This window comes from Streptomyces spectabilis (assembly GCF_008704795.1).
GTDB classification, from domain to species: Bacteria; Actinomycetota; Actinomycetes; order Streptomycetales; family Streptomycetaceae; genus Streptomyces; species Streptomyces spectabilis.
In genome coordinates, this window is the sequence record NZ_CP023690.1 from 2,261,566 (window position 1) to 2,282,907 (window position 21,342).

Annotated in this window: 21 protein-coding genes; 14 read left to right on the forward strand and 7 right to left on the reverse strand. The window is 73.0% G+C overall.

All coding sequences use genetic code 11. The features are described from left to right. The 5 genes from CP982_RS09620 to mtnB all read left to right on the forward strand — a co-directional run bounded on the left by CP982_RS09620 (position 1) and on the right by mtnB (position 4,839). The gene (locus CP982_RS09620) at positions 1 to 1,620 is read left to right on the forward strand and encodes a glycerol-3-phosphate dehydrogenase/oxidase (protein WP_150510122.1); all 1,620 of its coding nucleotides are present in this window, start codon (positions 1 to 3) and stop codon (positions 1,618 to 1,620) included. 115 nt (positions 1,621 to 1,735) lie between these two features. Further along, complete coding sequence (locus tag CP982_RS09625) at positions 1,736 to 2,800, forward strand: LLM class flavin-dependent oxidoreductase (RefSeq protein ID WP_150510123.1); 1,065 nt, start codon at positions 1,736 to 1,738, stop codon at positions 2,798 to 2,800. 79 nt (positions 2,801 to 2,879) lie between these two features. Continuing rightward, positions 2,880 to 3,473, forward strand: coding sequence for a 1,2-dihydroxy-3-keto-5-methylthiopentene dioxygenase (locus tag CP982_RS09630; RefSeq protein WP_150510124.1), 594 nt, complete (start codon positions 2,880 to 2,882; stop codon positions 3,471 to 3,473). Continuing rightward, the gene (mtnC, locus tag CP982_RS09635; protein ID WP_150510125.1) at positions 3,470 to 4,192 is read left to right on the forward strand and encodes an acireductone synthase; all 723 of its coding nucleotides are present in this window, start codon (positions 3,470 to 3,472) and stop codon (positions 4,190 to 4,192) included. The genes CP982_RS09630 and mtnC overlap by 4 nt, the downstream gene beginning before the upstream one ends. Before the next feature lie 26 nt (positions 4,193 to 4,218). Further along, positions 4,219 to 4,839, forward strand: coding sequence for a methylthioribulose 1-phosphate dehydratase (gene mtnB / locus CP982_RS09640; RefSeq protein WP_150510126.1), 621 nt, complete (start codon positions 4,219 to 4,221; stop codon positions 4,837 to 4,839). Positions 4,840 to 4,866: 27 nt separating this feature from the next. Here the strand turns inward: mtnB and mtnA are convergent, their stop codons facing one another. After that, positions 4,867 to 5,910, reverse strand: coding sequence for an S-methyl-5-thioribose-1-phosphate isomerase (gene mtnA, locus CP982_RS09645; RefSeq protein ID WP_150510127.1), 1,044 nt, complete (start codon positions 5,908 to 5,910; stop codon positions 4,867 to 4,869). Between the two features lie 177 nt (positions 5,911 to 6,087). On the opposite strand from mtnA, the gene CP982_RS09650 reads away from it, so the two are divergent. From CP982_RS09650 to CP982_RS09685, 8 genes are all read left to right on the forward strand, one after another. After that, a complete protein-coding gene (locus CP982_RS09650; protein WP_150510128.1) occupies positions 6,088 to 6,879 on the forward strand; it encodes a phosphorylase family protein in 792 nt (263 codons plus the stop codon). A 37-nt stretch (positions 6,880 to 6,916) separates the two neighbouring features. Further along, positions 6,917 to 8,239, forward strand: coding sequence for an amidohydrolase (locus tag CP982_RS09655; protein ID WP_150510129.1), 1,323 nt, complete (start codon positions 6,917 to 6,919; stop codon positions 8,237 to 8,239). After that, complete coding sequence (locus CP982_RS09660) at positions 8,236 to 8,865, forward strand: sulfite oxidase-like oxidoreductase (protein WP_150510130.1); 630 nt, start codon at positions 8,236 to 8,238, stop codon at positions 8,863 to 8,865. The genes CP982_RS09655 and CP982_RS09660 overlap by 4 nt, the downstream gene beginning before the upstream one ends. Beyond that, positions 8,858 to 9,622, forward strand: coding sequence for a ferredoxin reductase (locus CP982_RS09665; RefSeq protein WP_150510131.1), 765 nt, complete (start codon positions 8,858 to 8,860; stop codon positions 9,620 to 9,622). The genes CP982_RS09660 and CP982_RS09665 overlap by 8 nt, the downstream gene beginning before the upstream one ends. A gap of 115 nt (positions 9,623 to 9,737) precedes the next feature. Beyond that, a complete protein-coding gene (locus tag CP982_RS09670; RefSeq protein ID WP_150510132.1) occupies positions 9,738 to 10,409 on the forward strand; it encodes a FadR/GntR family transcriptional regulator in 672 nt (223 codons plus the stop codon). A gap of 158 nt (positions 10,410 to 10,567) precedes the next feature. After that, positions 10,568 to 11,761 carry a PAC2 family protein gene (locus CP982_RS09675; RefSeq protein ID WP_150510133.1) on the forward strand — a complete coding sequence of 398 codons (1,194 nt, stop codon included), beginning with the start codon at positions 10,568 to 10,570 and terminating at the stop codon, positions 11,759 to 11,761. A 274-nt stretch (positions 11,762 to 12,035) separates the two neighbouring features. After that, positions 12,036 to 13,790 carry a S8 family peptidase gene (locus CP982_RS09680; RefSeq protein WP_150510134.1) on the forward strand — a complete coding sequence of 585 codons (1,755 nt, stop codon included), beginning with the start codon at positions 12,036 to 12,038 and terminating at the stop codon, positions 13,788 to 13,790. A gap of 64 nt (positions 13,791 to 13,854) precedes the next feature. Further along, positions 13,855 to 14,529 (forward strand): hypothetical protein, encoded by a 675-nt coding sequence (locus CP982_RS09685; RefSeq protein ID WP_150510135.1) that lies wholly within the window; start codon positions 13,855 to 13,857, stop codon positions 14,527 to 14,529. 107 nt (positions 14,530 to 14,636) lie between these two features. On the opposite strand, the gene mshC is transcribed toward CP982_RS09685, so the two are convergent. The 4 genes from mshC to CP982_RS09705 all read right to left on the reverse strand — a co-directional run bounded on the left by mshC (position 14,637) and on the right by CP982_RS09705 (position 18,146). Then, positions 14,637 to 15,866, reverse strand: coding sequence for a cysteine--1-D-myo-inosityl 2-amino-2-deoxy-alpha-D-glucopyranoside ligase (gene mshC, locus CP982_RS09690; RefSeq protein WP_150510136.1), 1,230 nt, complete (start codon positions 15,864 to 15,866; stop codon positions 14,637 to 14,639). Positions 15,867 to 15,967: 101 nt separating this feature from the next. Continuing rightward, complete coding sequence (locus CP982_RS09695) at positions 15,968 to 16,798, reverse strand: SCO1664 family protein (RefSeq protein ID WP_150510137.1); 831 nt, start codon at positions 16,796 to 16,798, stop codon at positions 15,968 to 15,970. Next, on the reverse strand, positions 16,762 to 17,352 hold the full coding sequence (locus CP982_RS09700) for a DUF3090 domain-containing protein (RefSeq protein ID WP_030686241.1): 591 nt from the start codon (positions 17,350 to 17,352) through the stop codon (positions 16,762 to 16,764). The genes CP982_RS09695 and CP982_RS09700 overlap by 37 nt, the downstream gene beginning before the upstream one ends. Before the next feature lie 107 nt (positions 17,353 to 17,459). Beyond that, positions 17,460 to 18,146 (reverse strand): histidine phosphatase family protein, encoded by a 687-nt coding sequence (locus CP982_RS09705; protein ID WP_150510138.1) that lies wholly within the window; start codon positions 18,144 to 18,146, stop codon positions 17,460 to 17,462. Between the two features lie 62 nt (positions 18,147 to 18,208). Between CP982_RS09705 and corA the strand changes: the two genes are divergently transcribed. Beyond that, positions 18,209 to 19,207 carry a magnesium/cobalt transporter CorA gene (corA, locus tag CP982_RS09710; protein ID WP_150510139.1) on the forward strand — a complete coding sequence of 333 codons (999 nt, stop codon included), beginning with the start codon at positions 18,209 to 18,211 and terminating at the stop codon, positions 19,205 to 19,207. 36 nt (positions 19,208 to 19,243) lie between these two features. Here the strand turns inward: corA and CP982_RS09715 are convergent, their stop codons facing one another. Beyond that, positions 19,244 to 20,032 carry a ferritin-like domain-containing protein gene (locus tag CP982_RS09715; protein ID WP_150510140.1) on the reverse strand — a complete coding sequence of 263 codons (789 nt, stop codon included), beginning with the start codon at positions 20,030 to 20,032 and terminating at the stop codon, positions 19,244 to 19,246. A 221-nt stretch (positions 20,033 to 20,253) separates the two neighbouring features. Beyond that, the gene (locus CP982_RS09720) at positions 20,254 to 21,309 is read right to left on the reverse strand and encodes an LLM class F420-dependent oxidoreductase (RefSeq protein ID WP_150510141.1); all 1,056 of its coding nucleotides are present in this window, start codon (positions 21,307 to 21,309) and stop codon (positions 20,254 to 20,256) included. Positions 21,310 to 21,342 lie beyond the last annotated feature (33 nt).

Here is a 21,342-nt window from a genome sequence, read left to right on the forward strand (position 1 = left end):
ATGACCACCCTAGAGAGCGGCCCCGTCATCTCGGCACTCGGGACGCCGCCGGCGGCCGGCGGCAACCCGAGCCGTGCCGAGACCCGGGAACGCCTTTCCAAGGCGGCGTACGACCTCCTGGTGATCGGTGGCGGCATCCTGGGCATCTCCACCGCCTGGCACGCCGCGCAGTCGGGTCTCAGGGTGGCCCTGGTGGACGCCGGCGACTTCGCCGGCGCCACCTCCTCCGCCTCCTCCAAGCTTCTCCACGGCGGTCTGCGCTACCTGCAGACCGGCGCGGTGAAGCTGGTGGCGGAGAACCACTTCGAGCGGCGTGCGGTGTCGCGTCAGGTGGCACCGCACCTCGCCAACCCGCTCACCTTCTACCTGCCGGTGTACAAGGGCGGCCCGCACGGCGCCGCCAAGCTCGGCGCGGGCGTGTTCGCCTACTCGGCGCTCTCCGCGTTCGGCGACGGCGTCGGCCACCTGCTCTCCCCCGCCAAGGCGGCGCAGGACGTGCCGGAGCTGCGCACCGACAACCTGAAGGCCGTCGCGGTGTACGGCGACGACCAGATGAACGACGCGCGCATGGCCCTGATGACGGTCCGCGCGGCCGTCGAGGCGGGCGCCGTCGTCCTCAACCACGCCGAGGTCACCGGGCTGCGCTTCAGCAACGGCCGGGTCACGGGCGCGGACCTCAAGGACCGCCAGTCCGGCGACGAGTTCGGCGTCAGCGCCCGCCTCGTCCTGAACGCCACCGGCCCCTGGGTCGACCACCTGCGCAAGATGGAGGACCCGAACGCGGCGCCCTCCATCCGCCTGTCCAAGGGCGCGCACCTCGTCCTCAAGCGCACCGCCCCCTGGAAGGCCGCGCTGGCCACGCCGATCGACAAGTACCGCATCACGTTCGCCCTGCCGTGGGAGGACATGCTGCTGCTCGGCACGACCGACGAGGAGTACGAGGGCGACCCGCGCGACGTCTCGGTCACCGAGCAGGACACCGCCCAGATCCTGGACGAGGCCGCGTTCTCGATCCGGGACCAGCAGCTGTCCCGTGACCTGATCACGTACTCGTTCGCGGGTCTGCGGGTGCTGCCCGGCGGTCCGGGCGACACCTCCAAGGCCAAGCGCGAGACGGTCGTCACCGAGGGCCGCGGCGGCATGCTGTCGATCGCGGGCGGCAAGTGGACGACCTTCCGTCACATCGGCCGCACCATCATGAAGAAGCTGGAGTCGCTGCCGGGCCACCCGCTGGGCGACGACTACGAGCCGATCTCCACGCTGCCGAAGAAGCTGCCGCTGCCCGGCATCGCCAACCCGCGCGCGGTCGCCCACCGGCTGCTCGTCGACGGCCCGGCCCCCGGCCCGCGCATGGCGCCGGACACCGCCCGTCACCTGGCGACGCACTACGGCTCGCTGTCCTTCGACATCGCCCGTCTGGCGAACGAGAACCCGGAGCTCGCCGAGCGCGTCCACCCGGATGCCCCGGAGATCTGGGCGCAGGTCGTGTACGCGCGTGACAACGAGTGGGCCGAGACGGCCGACGACGTGCTGCGCCGCCGTACGACGCTGACGATCCGCGGCCTCGCCACGGACGAGATCCGCGGCAAGGTCGAGGACCTGCTCGGCAAGAAGAGCTGACCTCAGGGCAGTCGGTAAGGGGCGGTCGCCATGGCGGCCGCCCCTTACTCATGTCTCGCCAGGGGTGCCATGCCGCCGCCACACCACGGCAACGTTCGCCCCGCACATTTGAAGCATGAAGTTTCAGGTGCTTTCCCTCATCTCCCACTCCCCGCACCCGCTGACCGGTGAACTCCCCGCCGCGGCCGACCGGTTCGCGGACGTCGTCGAGGTCGGCGTCGAGGCGGAGCGGCTCGGGTACGACGCGTACGCGGTGGGCGAGCGGCACGCGGGCGACTTCCTGTCGTCGAGCCCGACGGTCGTGCTCGGCGCGCTCGCGGCCCGCACGTCCCGCATCCGGCTCCTGACCGGCGTCACCGTCGTCGCGATCCTCGACCCGGTGCGGATCGCCGAGGACTACGCGACGCTCGACCAGCTCTCGCGCGGGCGCGTGGAGCTGGTCGTCGGCAAGGGCGCCGAGGCGGGGCACTTCGACCTGTTCGGGCTCGACGAGGCGCGCCAGTGGGATCTGCAGGAGGAGAAGTACGAGCTGCTCCGGCGGCTGTGGCGGGAGGAGAACGTCGACTGGGAGGGCGAGTTCCGCCCCGCCCTGAAGGACGTGACGACGGTGCCGCGCCCGTACGCGGGGCCGCCGCGCGTCTGGCACGGCTCGGCGACTTCCCTGAACTCCCCCGAACTGGCCGCCAAGCACGGCGATCCGCTGTTCACCGCCAACGCGATCCAGCCGCGCGCGGCGTACGCGAAGCTGATCGCGCACTACCGCGAGCGGTTCGAGGCCCACGGCCACGACCCCGCCGACGCCCATGTGGCGGCGGGCTCGGGCGGGCTGCTCATCGCCGACAGCGCGGAGGAGGCCGTGCGCCGCTACCGGGACCTGTACGAGGCGAAGGTGCGCCAGACGTTCAAGCCCCATCTGGAGGGCAGGGCGGGCTACAACACGCCCTTCCGCACCATCGAGGAGGCGATCGCCGACGGGCCCCAGCTCATCGGCTCGCCGCAGCAGATCATCGACAAGATCCTCGGCTACCACGAGGTGTACCGGCACGACCTGCAGTCCCTCACGGTCGACGGGTTCGGCCTCCCGCGCGCCGAACAGGTCGAGACCCTCCAGCGGTTCGCTGAGGAGATCGCTCCGGTGGTGCGCGCGGAGGCGCCGTCCAGGCTGTGGGACCCCTCGTGACAGCGGGCCGGGCCCGGCTACGATCCGTACAGGCGTCCGGCCGGCGCACGCACCGCAGTCTGCCCCTTGGGAGCGACCGATGACCCTCCTCACGACCTGGCCGGAGTCCGGCCCCGAGACCGTCGTCCGCCGCACGTCGGACCCCGCCGCGATCGCCGCCGCGCTCGCGCCCCTGGGCGTGCGCTACGAGCGGTGGCCGGTGCGCGAGGACGTACCGGCCGACGCGGACGCCGACGCCGTGTTCGCCGCGTACGGACCCGAGATAGACAAGCTCACCGCCGCGGAGGGCTTCCGCACCGTCGACGTCGTCGCGCTGCATCCGAGCGACGACCCCCAGTGGCCGCGGACGGCTCGCGCGGCGCGGGAGAAGTTCCTCGCCGAGCACACGCACGACGACGATGACGAGGTGCGCTTCTTCGTCGCGGGCGCGGGGGTCTTCTATCTGCACGTACGCGGCGAAGTGCACGCCGTGTACTGCGAGAAGGGCGATCTGCTCGGGGTGCCGCGCGGCACCACTCACTGGTTCGACATGGGCACCTCGCCCTCGTTCACGGCGATCCGCTTCTTCCACGAGGAGGACGGCTGGATCGGCACCTTCACCGGCAGCGACATCGCCGGGCGCTTCCCGGACTTCGACGCGATCCACTCCGGTCACGCGGGGTCCGCGGCGTGAGCGCGGACCTCGGATCCGGCGCCGTGGACGCGGTGGTGCTCGACATCGAGGGCACCACGAGCGCCACGGGGTTCGTCGTGGACGTCATGTACCCCTACGCCCGTGAGCGGTTCGGCCCGCTGCTCGGCGAGCGGTCCCACGAGGCCGTCGTCGCGCGGGCCGTCGCCCAGGTCCGCGAGGAGATAGGCGAGCCCGACGCGGACGCCGTACGGATCGAGAAGGTCCTCGGCGCCTGGATCGACGAGGACCGCAAGGCCACGCCCCTGAAGGCGCTCCAGGGCGTCGTCTGGGCCGAGGGCTTTGCGCGCGGCGACCTCGTCGCCCCCTTCTTCGACGACGTGGTGCCGCGGCTGCGGAGCTGGTACGCGGCCGGAATCCGGCTCTATGTGTACTCGTCGGGCTCGGTGGCGGCGCAGCGCGCGTGGTTCACGCACTCCGCGCACGGGCCGCTCACCGACCTGGTCAGCGGCTGGTACGACACGGAGAACGCGGGGCCCAAGCAGGACCCGGGCTCCTACCGGGCCATCACCGCCGCCATCGGTGTGCCGCCCGGCCGCACGGTGTTCCTGTCCGACCGGCTCGGCGAGCTGAACGCGGCCCGGGAGGCGGGGTGGCGGACGGTCGGCGTGCGCCGTGCCGGGGAGCCGTACTTCGCCGACGGCGTCGGCGGGCATCCGGAAGTGGGGTCGTTCGACGAGGTGGGGCTGGTGACGTCGTGAGCGTCGAATCGGACAGGGAGTCGCGCATGGACTCGGGCACGGACGTGGACAGCGGCTTGGACAGCGGCTTGGCGGAGGCCGGGGCGGTGCTCGCGGCGGAGGCCGCGCGGTTCGCCTCCTTCGGCTGGATGCGCGGGACCTCGGGGAACCTCTCCGTCGTCGTCTCCCGTGACCCCGTACGGCTCGCCGTGACGGCCAGCGGGCTCGACAAGGGCGAACTGACCGCGGCGGACGTGGTCCTGACGGACGCGGAGGGCTCGGCGGTCGGCGCCGGACGGCCGTCGGCCGAGGCCGCCCTGCACGCGCGCGTGGTGCGGCTCACCGGGGCGGGCGCCGTCGTGCACGTGCACACCGTGGCGTCCGTGGCCATGGGCAGGCGGCGGCCGGAGGGGATCGAGTTCCGGGACCTGGAGATGCTCAAGGGGCTCGGGCACAAGACCCACGAGGTCGCGGTGGTGCTTCCGGTGATCGAGAACAGCCAGGACATGGCGGAGCTCGCGGACCGTCTGGAGGCGGCGCTGCGGCCGGGGATGCCCGCGGTGGTCGTGGCCGGGCACGGGCTCTATGTGTGGGGCGACGACCCGCGCCAGGCACGGCACCACGCGGAGGTCGTGGAGTGGCTGCTCGAACTGGCCCTGGCCGGGTGAACCGTCCGGGGGCCCGGCCGAGCGGGGCTACAGCGGCAGCTCCCCCTTCGCCACCTCGCGGACGCCCCGCTCCGTGACCAGGGCGGTCACGAGCGCGCCGGGGGTGACGTCGAACGCGGGATTGTGGCCGCGCGAGTCGGCGGGGGCGGTGCGGACGCCCGCCCACTCCAGGACCTCGTCCGCGGCGCGCAGTTCGATGGGGATGTCCGCGCCGGACGCGGTGGCGAGGTCCACGGTCGTGGTGGGCGCGGCCACCACGAAGGGGATGCCCGCGTGCGCGCAGGCCAGGGCGATGCCCACGGTGCCCACCTTGTTCGCGGTGTCGCCGTTCGCGGCGATCCGGTCGGCGCCGACGACCGCCGCGTCGACCTCGCCGCGCAGGATGACCCCGGCGGCGGCCGCGTCCGCCTGGACGTAGTGCGGGATGCCCGCCCTGGCGAGCTCCCAGGCGGTGAGCCGCGCGCCCTGGAGCAGGGGCCGGGTCTCGTCGGCGTACACGGCCTGGAGGCGGTCGCGGCGGTGCAGCTCCCGGATGACGCCGAGGGCGGTGCCCCAGCCCGCCGTGGCGAGCGCGCCGGTGTTGCAGTGGGTGAGGACGCGCAGCGGCCGGTCCCGGCCGAGGCGTTCGAGGAGCCAGTCGGCGCCGTGCCGGCCCATGGCGTGGTTGGCCGCGAGGTCTTCCTCCACGACGGCGTCCGCCTCGGCGAGCACCGCGCCCAGGCCTTCGTCGAGGCGCGCGGCCGCGCGGTCCACGCAGGTCATCAGGTTCACGGCGGTGGGGCGTGCCGCGCGGACGCGGGCGACTTCGGCGTCGACCCGCGCGCGGCCCCAGCCCTCGCGCTCCCCCTGGACGAGGGCGAGGGCGACGCCGTACGCCCCGGCCGCGCCGAGCGCGGGCGCGCCGCGCACCACCAACCGCACGATGGCGTCGACGAGTTGGTCGACCGTGTGGACGTCGAGGCGCCGCAGGGCGTGCGGCAGGGCCGTCTGGTCGATGAGGGCGAGCCCCGGTCCGCGCGCGGTGACCCGCCAGACCACGGCCCTGAGTTCCTCGTTGCTCGCCTGGCTCATAGGGGTCAACTCCCGGTGGCGGATGCGGGTCCTGGCCGCGCGACGGTGGGTTCGATCACCGTACCCGACCAGGCGGAACGGGAGTTCGACGGTGTTCGCCGACCCCGGCGCGGACACCGTGCCCGGCTCCCGGCACACTGCCCCACAAGCCACCGGAGTCCCGTCAGGAGCGCGCCCATGACCGTGTCCCCCGCGTCACCCGCCCCGCTGCCCATCACCGGCGTCCCCCGCACCGGCCTTCCCCCGTACGCCGTCGTCGTCGGCGACCCTGCCCGTGCCGCGGCCGTCGCGGAGTTCCTCGACGACGCGAAGGAGGTGTCGTACCACCGCGAGTACCGCACCTTCACGGGCAGCTGGCGGGAGCTGCCCGTGGTCGTGTCCTCGCACGGCGTCGGCGCGCCCGGGGCACTGCTGCTCTTCCAGGAGCTGGCGCAGGCGGGTGTGACGCATTTCATCCGGCTCGGCACGGCGGGCGCGATCCGGCGCGGCATCGCGGACGGCGATCTGGTGATCGCGGACGCGGCGGTGCGCGACGACGGCGTGACGGGGCAGCTCATCCCGGCCGAGTACCCGGCGTTCGGAACCCCGGAGGCGGTGCTCGCGCTGACGCGTGCGGCGCGGGCCGCCGGGGCCCCGCACCACCGGGGCGTGGTGTGGACGCGGGCCGCCTTCCAGCCCGGCTTCGTGCCGCTGCCCGCAGCGGCGTACGAGGCCGCGGGCGTCGCCGCCATCGAGATGGAGCTGAGCGCCCTGTACGTGTTCGCCGCGACGCGCGGCCTGGTCGCGGGCGGCGCGCTCGTCGTGGACGGCGCGAACGCCGACGAGCTGGTCGACGAGGAGGCCACCGGCGGCTACGACCCGCACCGGTCGGTGGTCGCCGACGGAGTCGCCCGCGGCGCCCGGATAACCTTGGACGCGCTGCGCCTGCTGGCTGCCGACGTCCCGGCGCAGGCCGGGGGGACCCGGTGACAGACGCCCGCGGAAACACCCTGGAGACACGCGCCACATGCTCCCCATAGACCTCCTCGTCCACGGCGGCGACGTCCTGACCGTCGACGCGTCCGGCACCGTGGTGAGCGACGGCGCCGTCGCCGTGCGCGCCGGTGAGATCGTGGCCGTCGGCCCCGCCGAGCGGCTGCGCGCGGAGTACGCCCCGGCCGAGGAGATCGACGCGCGCGGCTGTCTCGTCCTGCCGGGGCTCGTGAACACGCACACGCATCTGGCGATGACGCTCCTGCGCGGCACCGCCGACGACGTCACCCTCCAGGGCTTCCTGGAGCGGGTCGTGCCGCGCGAGGCCGAGCTGCTCACGCCGGAGACCGTCGCGGTGGGCCTGCGGGCGGCGATCGCCGAGTCGGTGCGCGGCGGGGTGACCACCGCGCTCGACATGTACTGGTTCCACGAGGCCGCCGAAGAGGTGGCGCGCGAGGCCGGGTGGCGGCTGCTCACCGGACCGACGTTCATGGACGTGCCGGAGCCGCCGGACGGCCGCCCGTACGCGGAGCGGCTCGGCTGGGCGGGTGCCCATCTGGCCGCCCGCACCCCCGCGCCGGGCACCCGGCCGGTCCTCTTCGCGCACTCCGCGTACACCCTGGCGCCCGACCAGCTGGCCGCGATCACCGCGCTCGCCCGCGCCCACGGCGCCCTGCTGCATTTGCACGCCGCCGAGAACGCGGCCGAGGTGGCCATGGTCCGCGAGCGGTACGGCATGCGCCCGGTGGAGCTGCTCGACTCGCTCGGCGTGCTCGGCCCGGACACGCTCCTCGCGCACGCCGTCGAGCTGACGGACGCGGAGATCGCGGCGCTCGCCCGCACCGGTACGGCCGTCGCGCACTGCCCGGCGTCGAACCTGAAGCTGGGCTGCGGCATCGCCCGCGTACCGGACCTCCTCGACGCGGGCGTCACGGTCGGCATCGGCACGGACGGCGCCGTGAGCTCGAACACGCTGGACGTGCTCGGCGCGGTCCGGCTCGCGGCGCTCGTGCACAAGGCGGGCGGCGACCCGACGGCGGTCGGCGCCGAGCAGGCCGTGCGGATGGCCACCATCGAGTCGGCGCGGGCGCTCGGCCTCGGCGACGCGCTCGGCTCCCTGGAGCCCGGCAAGCGCGCCGACCTGATCGTCGTCGGCCTCCACCGGCCGCACCTGGCGCCGCGCCACGACCCGTACGCGACGCTCGCCTACGCCGCGGCTGGCGCCGACGTGCGCGACACCGTCGTGGACGGCCGCGTCCTGATGCGCGACCGCGCCCTGCTCACCCTCGACGAACCGCACGCGCTGCGCGCCCTGAACGACGCCGTGGCCCCGACCGAACCCGCGCGCCTGTCATGACCTCACCGTCCCCCGCACCGACCCGCGGCTTCACCGGCCGCGCCCGCGCCGCCGACCGCGACCCGCGGCTTCCTCCGGGCCAGTACGACGCCCGCGACACCTGGCCCGTGCTCTCCGCCGAGGTCACGCCCGACCTCGCGGCCGCGGACTGGACGTTCCGCGTCGGCGGTCTGGTGGCGCGCCCGCGCACCTGGACCTGGGACGAGGCGCACGCGCTGCCCGCGTCCGAGTACCGGGGCGACATCCACTGCGTGACGAGCTGGTCCAAGTTCGGCGTGCGCTTCGGCGGTGTGAGCCTGGACGCGTTCCTCGCCGGGGCGGGCGGGCCGCTGCCCGCCGCCAAGCACGTCGTCGCGTACTCCCACACCGGATACACCGCGAACCTGCCGCTCGCCGACGTGACCGGCGGCCGGGCCTGGATCGCCTGGGAGTACGACGGGGCGCCCCTGCCGCCCGAGCACGGCGGGCCCGCCCGGCTCGTCGTCCCGCACCTGTACTTCTGGAAGAGCGCCAAGTGGATCGCGGGCCTGGAGCTCCTCGACCACGACGAGCCGGGCTTCTGGGAGAAGAACGGCTATCACCACCGGGGCGACCCGTGGCGTGAGGAGCGGTACGCCGGTGACTGACACCTCCTCGGGGGCGTCCGTCCCCCCTTTCGTCCCCCCGACCGCCTTCGCGGTGCCCGGGCGCATCGCCGTGAGCGAGCAGGCCGCGGCCCACTGGCAGCAGGCCCTCATCACGCGGATCCACCGGGAGACGCGCGCCGCCACGACGTTCCGGCTCAAGGTGCCCGAGTGGCAGGGGCATCTGCCGGGCCAGCACCTGATGCTGCGCCTGACCGCCGCGGACGGCTATGTCGCCCAGCGCCACTACTCGCTGGCCTCCGCGCCGGACGACAGCGGCGAGATCGAGCTGACCGTGGACCACGTGCCGGGCGGCGAGGTCTCCGGGCATCTGCACACCGTCGCGCGGGAGGGCGACACCGTGGAGGTGCGCGGCCCGCTGTCCGGCTTCTTCGCCTGGCCCGGCGACCGGCCCGCGCTGCTGCTCGGCGCGGGCTCCGGCGTGGTCCCGCTGATGTCGATGATCCGCCACCACCGGCGGGCGGGCCTGACGGTGCCGCTGCGGCTGCTCGTCTCGGCCCGCACCCGCGAGGACCTCATCTACGCCGACGAGTACGGCGCCGAGACGGACGTGATCCTCACCCGCTCCGAAGGCCGCCTGCGCGCCGGGCACTTGGCACCCCTGCTCGGGGACGGCAGGCCCGACGGCGGCTGGGAGGCGTACATCTGCGGCTCCAACGGCTTCGCCGAGCACGCCTCGCGGCTCCTGGTGGACGGCGGGCAGCCGGTGGACCGCATCAGGATCGAACGCTTCGGCTGAACCCCGGTCCACGCGGGGCCGCACGGGGACATAATGTGCCGATACATCGGATGTCTATTTCCCCAGGGGGCATCCGGTATCCGTTCCTGCTGCTCTTCACCGAGGCGAGGTCCCCATGGCTGTCACGGACGAGGCCATCGAAAAGATCAAGGGCATGATCGTCTCGGGTGCGCTGCGCCCCGGCGACCGGCTGCCCAAGGAGAGCGAACTGGCCGCCGAACTCGGCCTGTCCCGCAACTCGCTGCGCGAGGCGGTGCGCGCGCTCTCCCTGATCCGCATCCTCGACGTGCGGCAGGGCGACGGCACGTACGTCACCAGTCTCGATCCCCAGCTGCTTCTCGAGGCCCTGAGCTTCGTCGTCGACTTCCACCGCGACGACACGGTCCTGGAGTTCCTCGCCGTACGCCGCATCCTGGAGCCGGCGGCGACGGCGATGGCGGCCGCGCGGATCGGCGAGGCGGAACTGGACGCCCTGACGGAGCAGTTGGACGCCCTCGGCGCGGCGCCCTCCGTGGAGGAGCTGGTGGCCTGCGACCTGGAGTTCCACCGGGGCATCGTCCAGTCGTCGGGGAACTCCGTCCTGTGCTCCCTCCTCGACGGCCTGTCCGGGCCGACGACGCGGGCCCGCGTCTGGCGCGGCCTCACCCAGGAGGACGCGGTCACCCGCACGCTGCGCGAGCACCGGGCGATCCTCGGCGCCCTGCGCGACCGGGACGCCGAAGCGGCCAGGTCCTGGGCGACCGTGCACATCGCGAGCGTGGAGCAGTGGCTGCGCTCCACGCTCTGAGCTCCGGGCTCCGCGGCCGAACCCGGCGCGGCAGGAGTGAGAGGCGGATGACCTGGGCAGTGATCGGGCACTCGGCGCCGCCGGGGGGCTGCGGAGGCCCCCGCGGGACGCCGTAAGGTTGGGGCGTACTTAGAGGAGAACGTCGGAAGGAGGCCTGGGTGATCGAGCTCGAGGGGGTACCCGAGCTGATCGACCCGGTCATGGTGGCCGCGTTCGAGGGCTGGAACGACGCCGGCGACGCCGCCTCCACCGCGGTCGCGCATCTCGACAAGGAGTGGAAGGGCGAGGTCTTCGCGGCACTGGACGCGGAGGACTACTACGACTTCCAGGTCAACCGCCCCACGGTGTGGCTGGACGGCGGCGTGCGCAAGATCACGTGGCCGACGACCCGGCTCTCGGTCGTCCGCGTCGGCGGCGACAAGCCGCGCGACCTGGTCCTGGTGCGGGGCATCGAGCCGTCCATGCGCTGGCGTTCGTTCTGCAACGAGCTGCTCGGCTTCGCCCACGAGCTGGGCGTCGAGCTGGTCGTGATCATGGGCGCGCTGCTCGGCGACACCCCGCACACCCGGCCGGTCCCGGTCAGCGGCGTCACCTCCGATCCGGACCTGGCGCGCACCATGGACCTGGAGGAGACGAAGTACGAGGGCCCGACGGGCATCGTCGGCATCCTCCAGGAGGCGTGCACGCACGCGGGCGTCCCCGCGGTCAGCCTGTGGGCCGCGGTGCCGCACTACGTCTCGCAGCCGCCGAACCCGAAGGCGACGCTCGCGCTGCTCAACCGCCTGGAGGACCTGATCGACCTCAGGATCCCGCTCGGCGAGCTGACGGAGGACGCGCGCGCCTGGCAGCTGGGCGTCGACCAGCTGGCGGCCGAGGACAGCGAGGTCGCCGAGTACGTGCAGTCCCTCGAGGAGGCGCGCGACACCGCGGAGCTGCCGGAGGCCTCGGGCGAGGCGATCGCCCGCGAGTTCGAGCGCTATCTGCGGCGGCGCGACGGGGGCGGCCCCGGCCAGGTCGGCGGGGTGGCGTCGGAGGGCGAGGGCGCGGCCTACCTCCGGGACACGCCGAGCGAGCGCACCCGCCCGCCGAAGCCGCAGCCGCGCCCGGACACGGGCGCGGAGTCCGGCACGGGCACCGGCTCCGGCACGGGCACCGGCACCGGCACCGGCTCCACGGCCAAGCCCGCGGCGGACGACAAGCCCGAGGAGCCCAAGGGCGAAGCCGACAGCAAGGCTGCGGACAAGGACGGCGACAAGCCCGATCCGGCGTCCACGGCCGAGCCCGGCACCGCCTCGTCGGACGAGCCCGGCACCCCGCCGGACACCGAGCCCGGGGATTCCTCCGAGGACTGAGTGCCCGCACCGGTGGGCGCACCGGTCCGGCGGCGCGAAGGGGCGGCACCCGTGCGGGTGCCGCCCCTTCGCGCGCTCGCGCCCCAGCCGCCTCGCTGCTTTTGGCCGGTATGCGGCGTGACACGGGATTGTCGATGAATTGCACACGGTTCCCCAATCAACTTCTGTTCAAACACAGTTGAGGGAAAGGGGTCTGGACGTCCCGGCCCGGCGGTAGCAGGGTGTGCAGCGACCGAACGCCCGGGGTGCGGGAACCGAAGGGAGCGGTGAAGCGATGACCGACCAGGTGCGGCAGGGCGGCGATCCGGGAGGCAGTGGCCCTGGACCCGACGGAGCGGGATTCACCTATCGGGCGACCGAGCAGGAACTCATCGTCGTCGCACGGCCGGAGGCCCGGCTGCGCGCCCAGGAGCACGGCGTCCGCTCGGCGACGGGGGCCGACGTCTCGGCCCTGAACATGTTCCTCACCGACGAACAACTCTCCCTGGAGCCGCTGTTCGGCAACGAGGACCGGCTCCAGGCGACAGCCGCGGGCACCGTGGACGACGTGCCCGACCTGAGCCTCTTCTACCGGGTGCGCGGCGGCGCGGACCGCGCCCCTGAGTTGCGCGCGCGGATGGCCGCGCTGCCCGGCGTCGACACGGCGTACGTCAAACCCGGCGCCGTCCCCGCCACGCTGGGCGCGATCGGCCGACAGGACGGCGGCAGCGAGCCCGACGAGGGCCGCCGCCGCAAGGAGGGCGCGCCGGTCACCCCCGACTTCACCGGCCGCCAGGGCTATCTGCGCCCGGCCCCCGAGGGCGTGGACGCGCAGTGGGCCTGGCAGCGGCTCGGCGGCGGCGGTGACGGCGTGACCGTCATCGACATCGAGGGCGCCTGGCAGCTCAGCCACGAGGACCTGTCCGCGAAGCTCGCGGGCGTGGTCATCGGCACCCCGGTCCAGGACCTGTCCTGGCGCAACCACGGCACCGCCGTGATCGGCGTGCTGGGCGGCGACCGGAACTCCTTCGGCATCACCGGCATCGTGCCGGACGCCGTGACGGCGGCCGCGTCCTTCCTGCCCAGCGGCACGGCGGCGACCATCCACGCGGCCGCGGACCGGCTCGCGCCCGGCGACGTCATCCTCGTCGAACTGCACCGGCCGGGACCGAGGTTCGACTTCGAGGACCGCGACGACCAGCGCGGCTACATCGCCCTGGAGTGGTGGCCCGACGACTACGCGGCGGTCCGCCACGCCACGGCCAAGGGCGTCGTCGTCGTCGGGGCGGCGGGCAACGGCGCCGAGTCCCTCGACGACGCGCAGTACGAGCGCCGTCCGGACGAGTTCCCGTCTTGGTGGCGCAACCCGTTCAACCCGTCCAACCCGTCGTCCGACGCCGTCCTGGTCGGCGCGGGCGCGCCGCCGCCCGGCACGCACGGCCGCGACCACGGCCCGGACCGCTCGCGCCTGGCGTTCTCCAATTACGGGGCGCGCGTGGACGCGCAAGGCTGGGGCCGCGAGACCACGACCACCGGCGGCTTCTGGAACCAGCCGGGCGACCTCCAGGGCGGCGTGGAGGAGATCGCCTGGTACACCGACACGTTCTCCGGCACGTCGTCGGCGTCCCCGATCGTGGTCGGCGCGGTCGTCTCGCTCCAGGGCATGCTCAAGGCGGCGGGCCAGCAGCCGATGACGTCCGCACGCGCGCGTGCGGTGTTGCGGGCGACGGGCTCGCCGCAGCAGGACGCGCCGGGCCGCCCGGCCTCGCAGCGGATCGGCAACCGCCCCGACATCAAGGCGGCGGTCACCAAGCTCCTGCCGTCGGCGGTGGGCTCGGGCCGCGCCGAGCGCTACTGGGACGAGCTGCTTCCGTATCCGCCGGAACTCCCGCCGCGGCTGCGGCTCTTCGTGGCCGGGGAGTGGCGCAATCTGAACCATCCGACCCCCGAGATCCGCCAGGCGGTGCACTCCGCGTTCGCGGGCGGATCCCCCGACGTACGCGTCTGGTTCTCGGACGACGAGGTCGTGGGCCTGGTCGTCACGGGCTGAACCACCGCGGCCGGCACAGGAAGCAAGGCAAACGGACCGACCATTGACGGAAGGTGGCACCCGCATGAGCACCACCCCGCAGATGAGTCAGCTGGGCCAGCAGTACGGTCAGCAGCCCTTCGGCTCGCAGCAGTACGGCCAACAGCAACCGTTCGGCCAGCAGCAACCCGTCTCGCAGCAACAGCCGTTCTCCCAGCAGCAGCCGTTCTCGCAACAGCAGCAGCACGGCCAGCAGCCCTTCGGCCAGCAGTACGGCCAGCAGGGCCCGAGCACCGCCCCGCCCCAGCAGGGCCAACAGGGCCAGATCGGCCAGCAGCAGCCGTTCGGTCAGCAGGGCCAACAGGGTCAGCAGAGCCAGCAGGGCCAGGGGCAGATCCAGGGCCAGCAGATGCCGCCGCACCTGCGCCAGCAGATGCAGCAGCTCGGCCAGCAGCAGCCGTTCCAGCAGCTGCTCCAGCAGCTCGGCCAGCAGCAGGTCCCGCAGGCGCAGGCGCCCACGATCTCCACACAGGCCCTGTCGGGCAACGTGGCGGAGAGCTTCTGGGACGTCATCCAGCCCCTGCCCGGCCAGGCCACGCTGCTCTACCTGTACGTGGACGGCGACTGGCGTGTGTTCATCAACCCGCTCGACCGCACCCGTGACCAGGTACAGGAGGCGTTCGCCTACGGTCAGCCGGTCATCGGCTACTACGACACCAACAACCCCGGCATCCTGCTCGCCATCGTGATCACCAAGTGATCCGTACGACAGCCGGGTGAGGCGCCGGTGGAACGGCGGCGCCGGGCGGAGCCTTCCCGCCCGGCGCCGCTCGCCCGTGTCCGCGTACGTACGTACCGAGCGAGTGCCTACAGGGCCACGCCGAGCAGGGCGTCGACGGCGCGCGAGACCACGCCGGGCGCCCCCTCGTCCGCGCCGCCCTCGGTGTCCTGACGGGCGGCCCAGCGGTCCACGGCGGCGAGCGCGGCGGGTGCGTCCAGGTCGTTGGCGAGGGCCTCGCGCAGCTCCTCGACGAGCTGGTCGGCGGACGGCCCGTCCGGCCGGGACACGGCGGCGCGCCAGCGCGCGAGGCGCTCGACGGCGTCCTGGAGGACCTGGTCGGTCCACTCCCAGTCGGCGCGGTAGTGGTGGGCGAGGAGCGCGAGCCGGATGGCGACGGGGTCGACCCCGTCGTGCCGGAGCTTCGACACGAACACCAGGTTGCCCTTGGACTTGGACATCTTCGCGCCGTTGAGCGCGACCATCCCGGCGTGGACGTACGCCTTGGCGAAGGGGTGCTCCCGGGTCAGCGCCTGCGCGTGCGAGGCGCCCATCTCGTGGTGCGGGAAGATCAGGTCGGAGCCGCCGCCCTGCACGTCGAAGCCCATGCCCAGGTGGTCGAGGGCGATCGCCACGCACTCGATGTGCCAGCCGGGCCGGCCGCGGCCGAGCGAGGCGCCGTCCCAGCTCGGCTCGCCCTCGCGGGCCGCCATCCACAGCATCGGGTCGAGCGGGTTCTTCTTGCCGGGCCGGTCCGGGTCGCCGCCGCGCTCGGCGGAGAGCAGCCGCATGGCGGCGGCGTCGAGCCCCGACACCTCGCCGAAGTGCGGGTCGGCCTCGACGGAGAAGTACACGTCCCCTTCGAGCTCGTACGCGGCGCCCTGGTCCCGCAGCCGCTCCACGAGCGGCACGATCCCGGGTATCGACTCGACGGCGCCGATGTAGTGCTGGGGCGGAAGCAGGCGCAGGGCGGTCATGTCCTCGCGGAACAGCGCGGTTTCGGCCTGCGCGAGCTCCACCCAGTCCTTGCCGTCGCGGTTCGCCCGCTCCAGGAGCGGATCGTCCACGTCGGTCACGTTCTGTACGTAGTGCACCTGCCGCTTGGTGTCGAGCCACACGCGCTGCACGAGGTCGAACGCGTTGTAGGTCGCCGCGTGACCCATGTGGGTCGCGTCGTACGGAGTGATGCCGCAGACGTAGAGACGGGCGACGGGACCGGGTTCGAGGGTGACGAGTTCACCGGTCGCGGTGTCGTGGATCCGGAGGTCGCGGCCCTTGCCGGGCAGGGCGGGGACCTCAGAAGCGGGCCAGGCATACATGCCATGAGCCTAACCGGATGCACCGTCCACATACGACCCCGGGGACGATCCACTGTGGTCGGCCGGTCCGCCCGGCGGCCGGGCGACCCTTCAGGAGGGGCTCACACCGGCGGCCAGGGAATGGCGGGCCACTCCCCCGAAGGCGTGGGATGCCGCCCCGAGGCGAGCAGCGCGTCCACCCGCGCCCGGGTGGCCTCCACCTCGGCCGCGGTGAGCAGCTCCGCGAGGCGCGAGGCCAGCGCCCCGCCCGCGGCGAGCCCGTCCCGCAGGACCCCGAGCCCGTCCACCGCCTCGTCCGTGAGCTTCTCCCCCGCCCAGCCCCACAACAGCGTCCGCAGCTTGTCCTCCACGTGGAACGTGACCCCGTGGTCGATCCCGTACAGCCGTTCCCCGGCCCCGGTGATCAGGTGTCCGCCCTTGCGGTCCGCGTTGTTGATCACCGCGTCGAGCACGGCGAGCCGCCGCAGGCGGGCGTCGTCCGCGTGCACGAGCAGCGCCGTCCGGCCCTCGCCCACCTCGGCGAACCCGACGGCCTTCCAGCCGTCCCCGGGCTCGTCGCCCTCGACGAGGGCGAGCAGCTCCTCGCCGTCGGCCTCCTCGCCGGGCGAGTCGATCCACAGCTGGACCATGCCCTCGCCGTAGGGGCCGTCCCGCAGCACGGTGGGCGGCACGAGCCCCCACCCCAGCGCCTCGGACACCTCGTACGCGGCGACCTCGCGCTCGGCGAGCGTCCCGTCGGGGAAGTCCCACAGGGGCCGCTCCCCGCGGACGGGCTTGTACACACAGGGCACCGAGGCGCCGTCGTGCGCGACCGAGCAGTACAGCACCGCGTTGGACGCCTGCCGGATCTGCCCGCGCACGCTCAGCTCACCGCGGGTGAGCAGCTCCGCGGCGGTCAGGCTCCCCGCCGGTATCCGTTCTGGCGCGGGCATACGTGTCCTTCCGGGTCGAGCGGCAGGCTGCACAGCGGGCACGGCGGGCGCCCGGCGTTCACGACGTCGAGGGCGCGCTTGGCGAAGGCCCTGGCCTGCGCCCCGGTGAGCCGGACGCGCAGCATCGGCGGGCCGTTCTCCTCGTCCTGCAGGAGCCTTTCCTCGGCCTCCGCGAGGTCTTCGTCGGAGTCCGCGTCCAGCTCGACGAGGGCCTGCGCCTCCACGATCATCCGTTCGGCCTCGCCGTCCCAGGCCAGGGCCATCGTGCCGACCCGGAACTCCTCCTCGACGGGCGAGTCGAGCGGGGCGCTGTCCGCGACCTCGGTGGGCGCCACGGCGGGCACCGCCGCGCTGCCCCCGCTGCGCCGCACCACCTCGTCGAGGAGCTCTTCCATGCGCTCGGCGAGCGCGGCCACCTGGGTCTTCTCCAGGGCCACGCTGGTCACGCGCACCCCGGCGGACGCCTGGAGGAAGAAGGTACGCCGCCCGGGCAGCCCGACCGTTCCGGCCACGAAGCGTTCCGGCGGGTCGTAGAGGAACACCTGACGGGACACGTCCTGTCTCCATTGGAATCGACTGCATGTTCTTGGCGCGTGCATGTTCTTGGCGCGACAACTGCACTGAACCCTACTGCGGGCGACGATCACGGTCATCGCGCGTCTCACGGTGCGCCCGTGTCTCCCCCCACCTGAGCATCTTGGCCCGCGGGCTCGGCGCGCGGGGCGAGGGAGGCGAAGTCCCCGGTGTCCCCGAGCCGGACGAGAAAGGGGCGCAGCCGGGTGTAGCGGATCGCCGTGATGGAACACGGCTCTACGGAGATGCGCTGAAAGAGGTCGAGATGCAGTCCGATGGCGTCGGCGACGAGGGACTTGATGATGTCGCCGTGGGAGCACATGAGGTACACGGCGTCGGGGCCGTGGTCGCGCTCCACGCGCGCGTTCCACTCCCGTACGGCCTCGGCGGCGCGGGTCTGCATGGCGCGCAGGGACTCGCCGCCGGGGAAGGCCGCGGCGGACGGGTGCTGCTGGACGACCTCCATCAGCGGTTCGCCGGCGAGCTCGGCGAGCTTGCGGCCGGACCAGTCGCCGTAGTGGCACTCGCCGATGCGGTCGTCGGTGTGCACGGTGAGGTCCGGGCGGGCGGCCCTGAGCGGCGCGAGGGTCTCCTGGCAGCGCTGGAGGGGGCTGGTGACGGCTTCGGCGAGCGGCAGCGCGGCGAGGCGTCCGGGCAGCTCGGCGGCCTGGCGCGTACCGCGCTCGTCGAGGGCGACGCCGGGGGTCCACCCGGCGAGCAGGCCTGCGGTGTTGGCCGTGGAACGGCCGTGCCTGACGAGGATCAGCGTGGGCATGCGGATCAGCCTAAGCCGCCGAGCGGGTGCGGCAGCAGTGCTGCTTGGGAAGAATGCCCAACGTGATCGTCGACTGTGCCATCTACCAGCACGGGCGCCGGACCGAGGGGCCCGCGGACTTCTCCGACGCCCTGGACGAGGCCCGCGCGGCCGGGGACGCGTTCGTGTGGATCGGCGTGCACGAGCCGACGGAGGACGAGTTCGACCGGGTCACGGAGGAGTTCGCGCTGCACCCGCTGGCGGTCGAGGACGCCCTCAAGGCGCACCAGCGGCCGAAGCTGGAGGTGTACGAGGACTCGCTCTTCATGGTCCTGAAGCCGGTGGTGTACGAGCCGGAGAGCGACACGGTGTCGTCGGGCGAGCTCATGGTCTTCATGGGGGACTCGTTCGTGGTGACCGTCCGGCACGGCGAGGGCGCGCCGCTCGGCAGCGTGCGGCACCGCCTCGAAGCGGAACCGGAAGTTCTGAAGCACGGTCCGACCGCGGTGCTCTACTCGATCGCCGACGCCGTGGTGGACCACTATCTGGAGGTCGCCGAGGAGCTCCAGACGGACCTGGAGGTCCTGGAGGCGGAGGTGTTCTCGCCGGACAGCGGCGGCTCGCGGAACTCGGCGTCGCGGATCTACCGGTTCAAGCGCCAGATCCTGGAGTTCCGCCGGGCCACGGGCCCGCTCGCGATGCCGCTCGGCCGGCTGGCCGGGGTGGGCCCGCCCGGCCGCGCGGTGCCGTACGTGAACGAGTCGGCGCAGCCCTATCTGCGGGACGTCAGCGACCATCTGACGCGGGTGAACGAGTCCGTGGAGGGCCTGGACCGCCTAGTGACCGACATCCTGTCCGCGCATCTGGCGCAGATGAGCGTGCGGCAGAACGACGACATGCGGAAGATCTCCGCCTGGGCGGCCATGGCGGCCGTGCCCACGATGATCGCGGGCGTCTACGGCATGAACTTCGACCACATGCCCGAGCTGCGGTGGTGGTGGGCGTACCCGGCGGTGATCCTGCTGATGGCCACTCTGGAAGTGGTCCTGTACCGGATGTTCAAGCGCCGGGGCTGGCTGTAGCGCACGCGCGCGTGGCGGGTCCGCGCGCGAGGCCCTTCAGGCGAATTCGGGTGCCGAGGTGGCGGGCCCGCCCAGGGCGTCGCGCCGCTCGGGCATCTTCAGGCTCACCATCCTGCGCCAGCCGCCGAGGCGCTCGTACGCGTACATGGCGTGGATGCCCGCCGCGAGCGCCTTGGCCTTGGTGGGCGTCCAGCCGAGGATGCGACCCATGCGCTCCATGACGGCGAGGCTGACGTCGCGGTAGATCCGGATCTCGACGTGCGCGGTCTCCTGGAGGGTGCGCTGGATGGCGCGGCCGTGGCCCGCGTACGCGAAGCGGAGCAGCTCCTCGTGGCAGTAGGCCAGGTGGTTGTCCTCGTCGTTCGAGATCATCTTCACGGCCTTGCCGATCTCCGGGTGGTCCGCGAAGTACTTGCGGAGCATCACCATCTGGTCGGCGGCGCGCTGCTCGGTGACCCGGCTGTGCGACAGGTACGTGATGATGTCCTGCTCGGTCAGCGGCTCGTCGGCGCGGAGCTTGTCGTGCGCCAGGCCGATGCCGTGCCGCTCCAGGAGCAGCGTGTAGTCGGTGTCGTGCGGGACCTCGCAGGGCTCCAGGCCGCGCTTCCTCAGGAGCGCGTTGAAGATCCGTCCGTGCTTGTCCTCGTCGGCGCCGTGCCGGGTGATCTTGGGGGCGAGGGCGCGCTGACTCTCCGGGACGAGGGCGGCGATGCGCCCGTTCTCCCAGCCTCCCTGGGACTCACCGCTGGCCGCGATGGAGCAGAACAGCCGGAACGACTCGTCGTTGTCGACGATCTCCCCGAAGAGACTCTTGGCCGAAAGCATCGCAGGCACCTCCATGCCCTACCGGACCGCACGGACTTCCGCAAAGAACGAGTCAAATGCGGAGTGCGGGAGTAGGCAACAGCTGTATGGGCCAGCTCAGCCGAACGAAGGAGTTTCACGGGCCGAACGGGGCCGTAACCGGAGGGCGTGTCGCGGCGTTGTGCTCCGTGACGGCCGTGGCGGGGAAGACCCCCGAGCCCCCACCACGGCCGCAGAAATCGTCAGGCGACCCCGGCCCGCTCCAGGGCCTCGGTGCCCGCCCGCAGCGCGGTGAGCCGCTCCTCGAGCGTGAATCCCGCGGGGGCCAGGGTGAGGGTGGTGACCCCGGCCGCCGCGTAGGCCCGCATCCGGTCGGCGATCCGGTCCACGGAGCCGAGCAGCGACGTCGAGTCGATGAGCGAGCGCGGCACCGCGGCGGCCGCGCCGTCCTTGTCGCCGGACAGGTACTTCTCCTGGATCTCGGCCGCTTCCTTCTCGTAGCCCATGCGGCCCGCGAGCTGGTTGTAGAAGTTCTGCTTGCGGCTGCCCATGCCGCCCACGTACAGCGCGGTGTACGGCCGGAACATGTCGGCCAGGGCGTCGACCTGGGAGTCCTCGCCGACCGCGAGGGGCAGCGTCGGGACGACGTCGAAGCCCTCCATCGTCTTCCCGGCCTTCTCGCGCCCGGCCCGCAGGTGCTTGAGGGCGGTCTCCTCCAGGTGCTCGGCCGCCGGGAAGATCAGCAGGGCGCCGTCGGCGATCTCACCCGTCTGCTCCAGGTTCTTGGGGCCGATCGCGGCGATGTACAGCGGGATGTGCTCGCGCTGCGGGTGCACGGTGAGCTTGAGCGGCTTGCCGGGGCCGCCCGGCAGGGGCAGCGTCCAGTGCGCGCCCTCGTACGACAGGCGCTCGCGGGTCATGGCCCTGCGGACGATCTCGACGTACTCGCGCGTGCGGGCCAGCGGCTTGTCGAACTTCACGCCGTACCAGCCCTCGGAGACCTGCGGGCCCGAGACGCCGAGGCCCAGGCGGAAGCGACCGCCGGACAGCGAGTCGAGGGTGGCCGCCGTCATCGCCGTCATCGCGGGCTGCCGTGCCGGGATCTGGAAGATCGCCGAGCCGACGTCGATGCGCTCGGTCTGGGCCGCCACCCAGGACAGCACGGTGGCCGCGTCCGAGCCGTAGGCCTCGGCCGCCCAGCAGACCGCGTATCCCAGCTTGTCGGCCTCCTTCGCGACGGTGAGGTTGTCCGCGTCCATCCCCGCGCCCCAGTAGCCGAGGTTGATCCCGAGCTGCATGGCCGAATCCCCTTACTCATGAGTAACGTCCCT

Bases quoted from the DNA above. Each gene is read 5' to 3' on its own strand.
- mtnA (WP_150510127.1), bottom strand. From the start codon at position 5,910: ATGAGCCAGGCGAGCAACGAGGAACTCAGGGCCGTGGTCTGGCGGGTC.
- CP982_RS09650 (WP_150510128.1), top strand. From the start codon at position 6,088: ATGACCGTGTCCCCCGCGTCACCCGCCCCGCTGCCCATCACCGGCGTC.
- CP982_RS09685 (WP_150510135.1), top strand. From the start codon at position 13,855: ATGAGCACCACCCCGCAGATGAGTCAGCTGGGCCAGCAGTACGGTCAG.
- CP982_RS09680 (WP_150510134.1), top strand. From the start codon at position 12,036: ATGACCGACCAGGTGCGGCAGGGCGGCGATCCGGGAGGCAGTGGCCCT.
- CP982_RS09660 (WP_150510130.1), top strand. From the start codon at position 8,236: ATGACCTCACCGTCCCCCGCACCGACCCGCGGCTTCACCGGCCGCGCC.
- CP982_RS09630 (WP_150510124.1), top strand. From the start codon at position 2,880: ATGACCCTCCTCACGACCTGGCCGGAGTCCGGCCCCGAGACCGTCGTC.
- CP982_RS09720 (WP_150510141.1), bottom strand. From the start codon at position 21,309: ATGCAGCTCGGGATCAACCTCGGCTACTGGGGCGCGGGGATGGACGCG.
- CP982_RS09705 (WP_150510138.1), bottom strand. From the start codon at position 18,146: ATGCCCACGCTGATCCTCGTCAGGCACGGCCGTTCCACGGCCAACACC.
- CP982_RS09695 (WP_150510137.1), bottom strand. From the start codon at position 16,798: ATGCCCGCGCCAGAACGGATACCGGCGGGGAGCCTGACCGCCGCGGAG.
- mtnB (WP_150510126.1), top strand. From the start codon at position 4,219: ATGGACTCGGGCACGGACGTGGACAGCGGCTTGGACAGCGGCTTGGCG.
- CP982_RS09620 (WP_150510122.1), top strand. From the start codon at position 1: ATGACCACCCTAGAGAGCGGCCCCGTCATCTCGGCACTCGGGACGCCG.
- CP982_RS09715 (WP_150510140.1), bottom strand. From the start codon at position 20,032: ATGCTTTCGGCCAAGAGTCTCTTCGGGGAGATCGTCGACAACGACGAG.
- CP982_RS09625 (WP_150510123.1), top strand. From the start codon at position 1,736: ATGAAGTTTCAGGTGCTTTCCCTCATCTCCCACTCCCCGCACCCGCTG.
- CP982_RS09655 (WP_150510129.1), top strand. From the start codon at position 6,917: ATGCTCCCCATAGACCTCCTCGTCCACGGCGGCGACGTCCTGACCGTC.
- mshC (WP_150510136.1), bottom strand. From the start codon at position 15,866: ATGTATGCCTGGCCCGCTTCTGAGGTCCCCGCCCTGCCCGGCAAGGGC.
- CP982_RS09670 (WP_150510132.1), top strand. From the start codon at position 9,738: ATGGCTGTCACGGACGAGGCCATCGAAAAGATCAAGGGCATGATCGTC.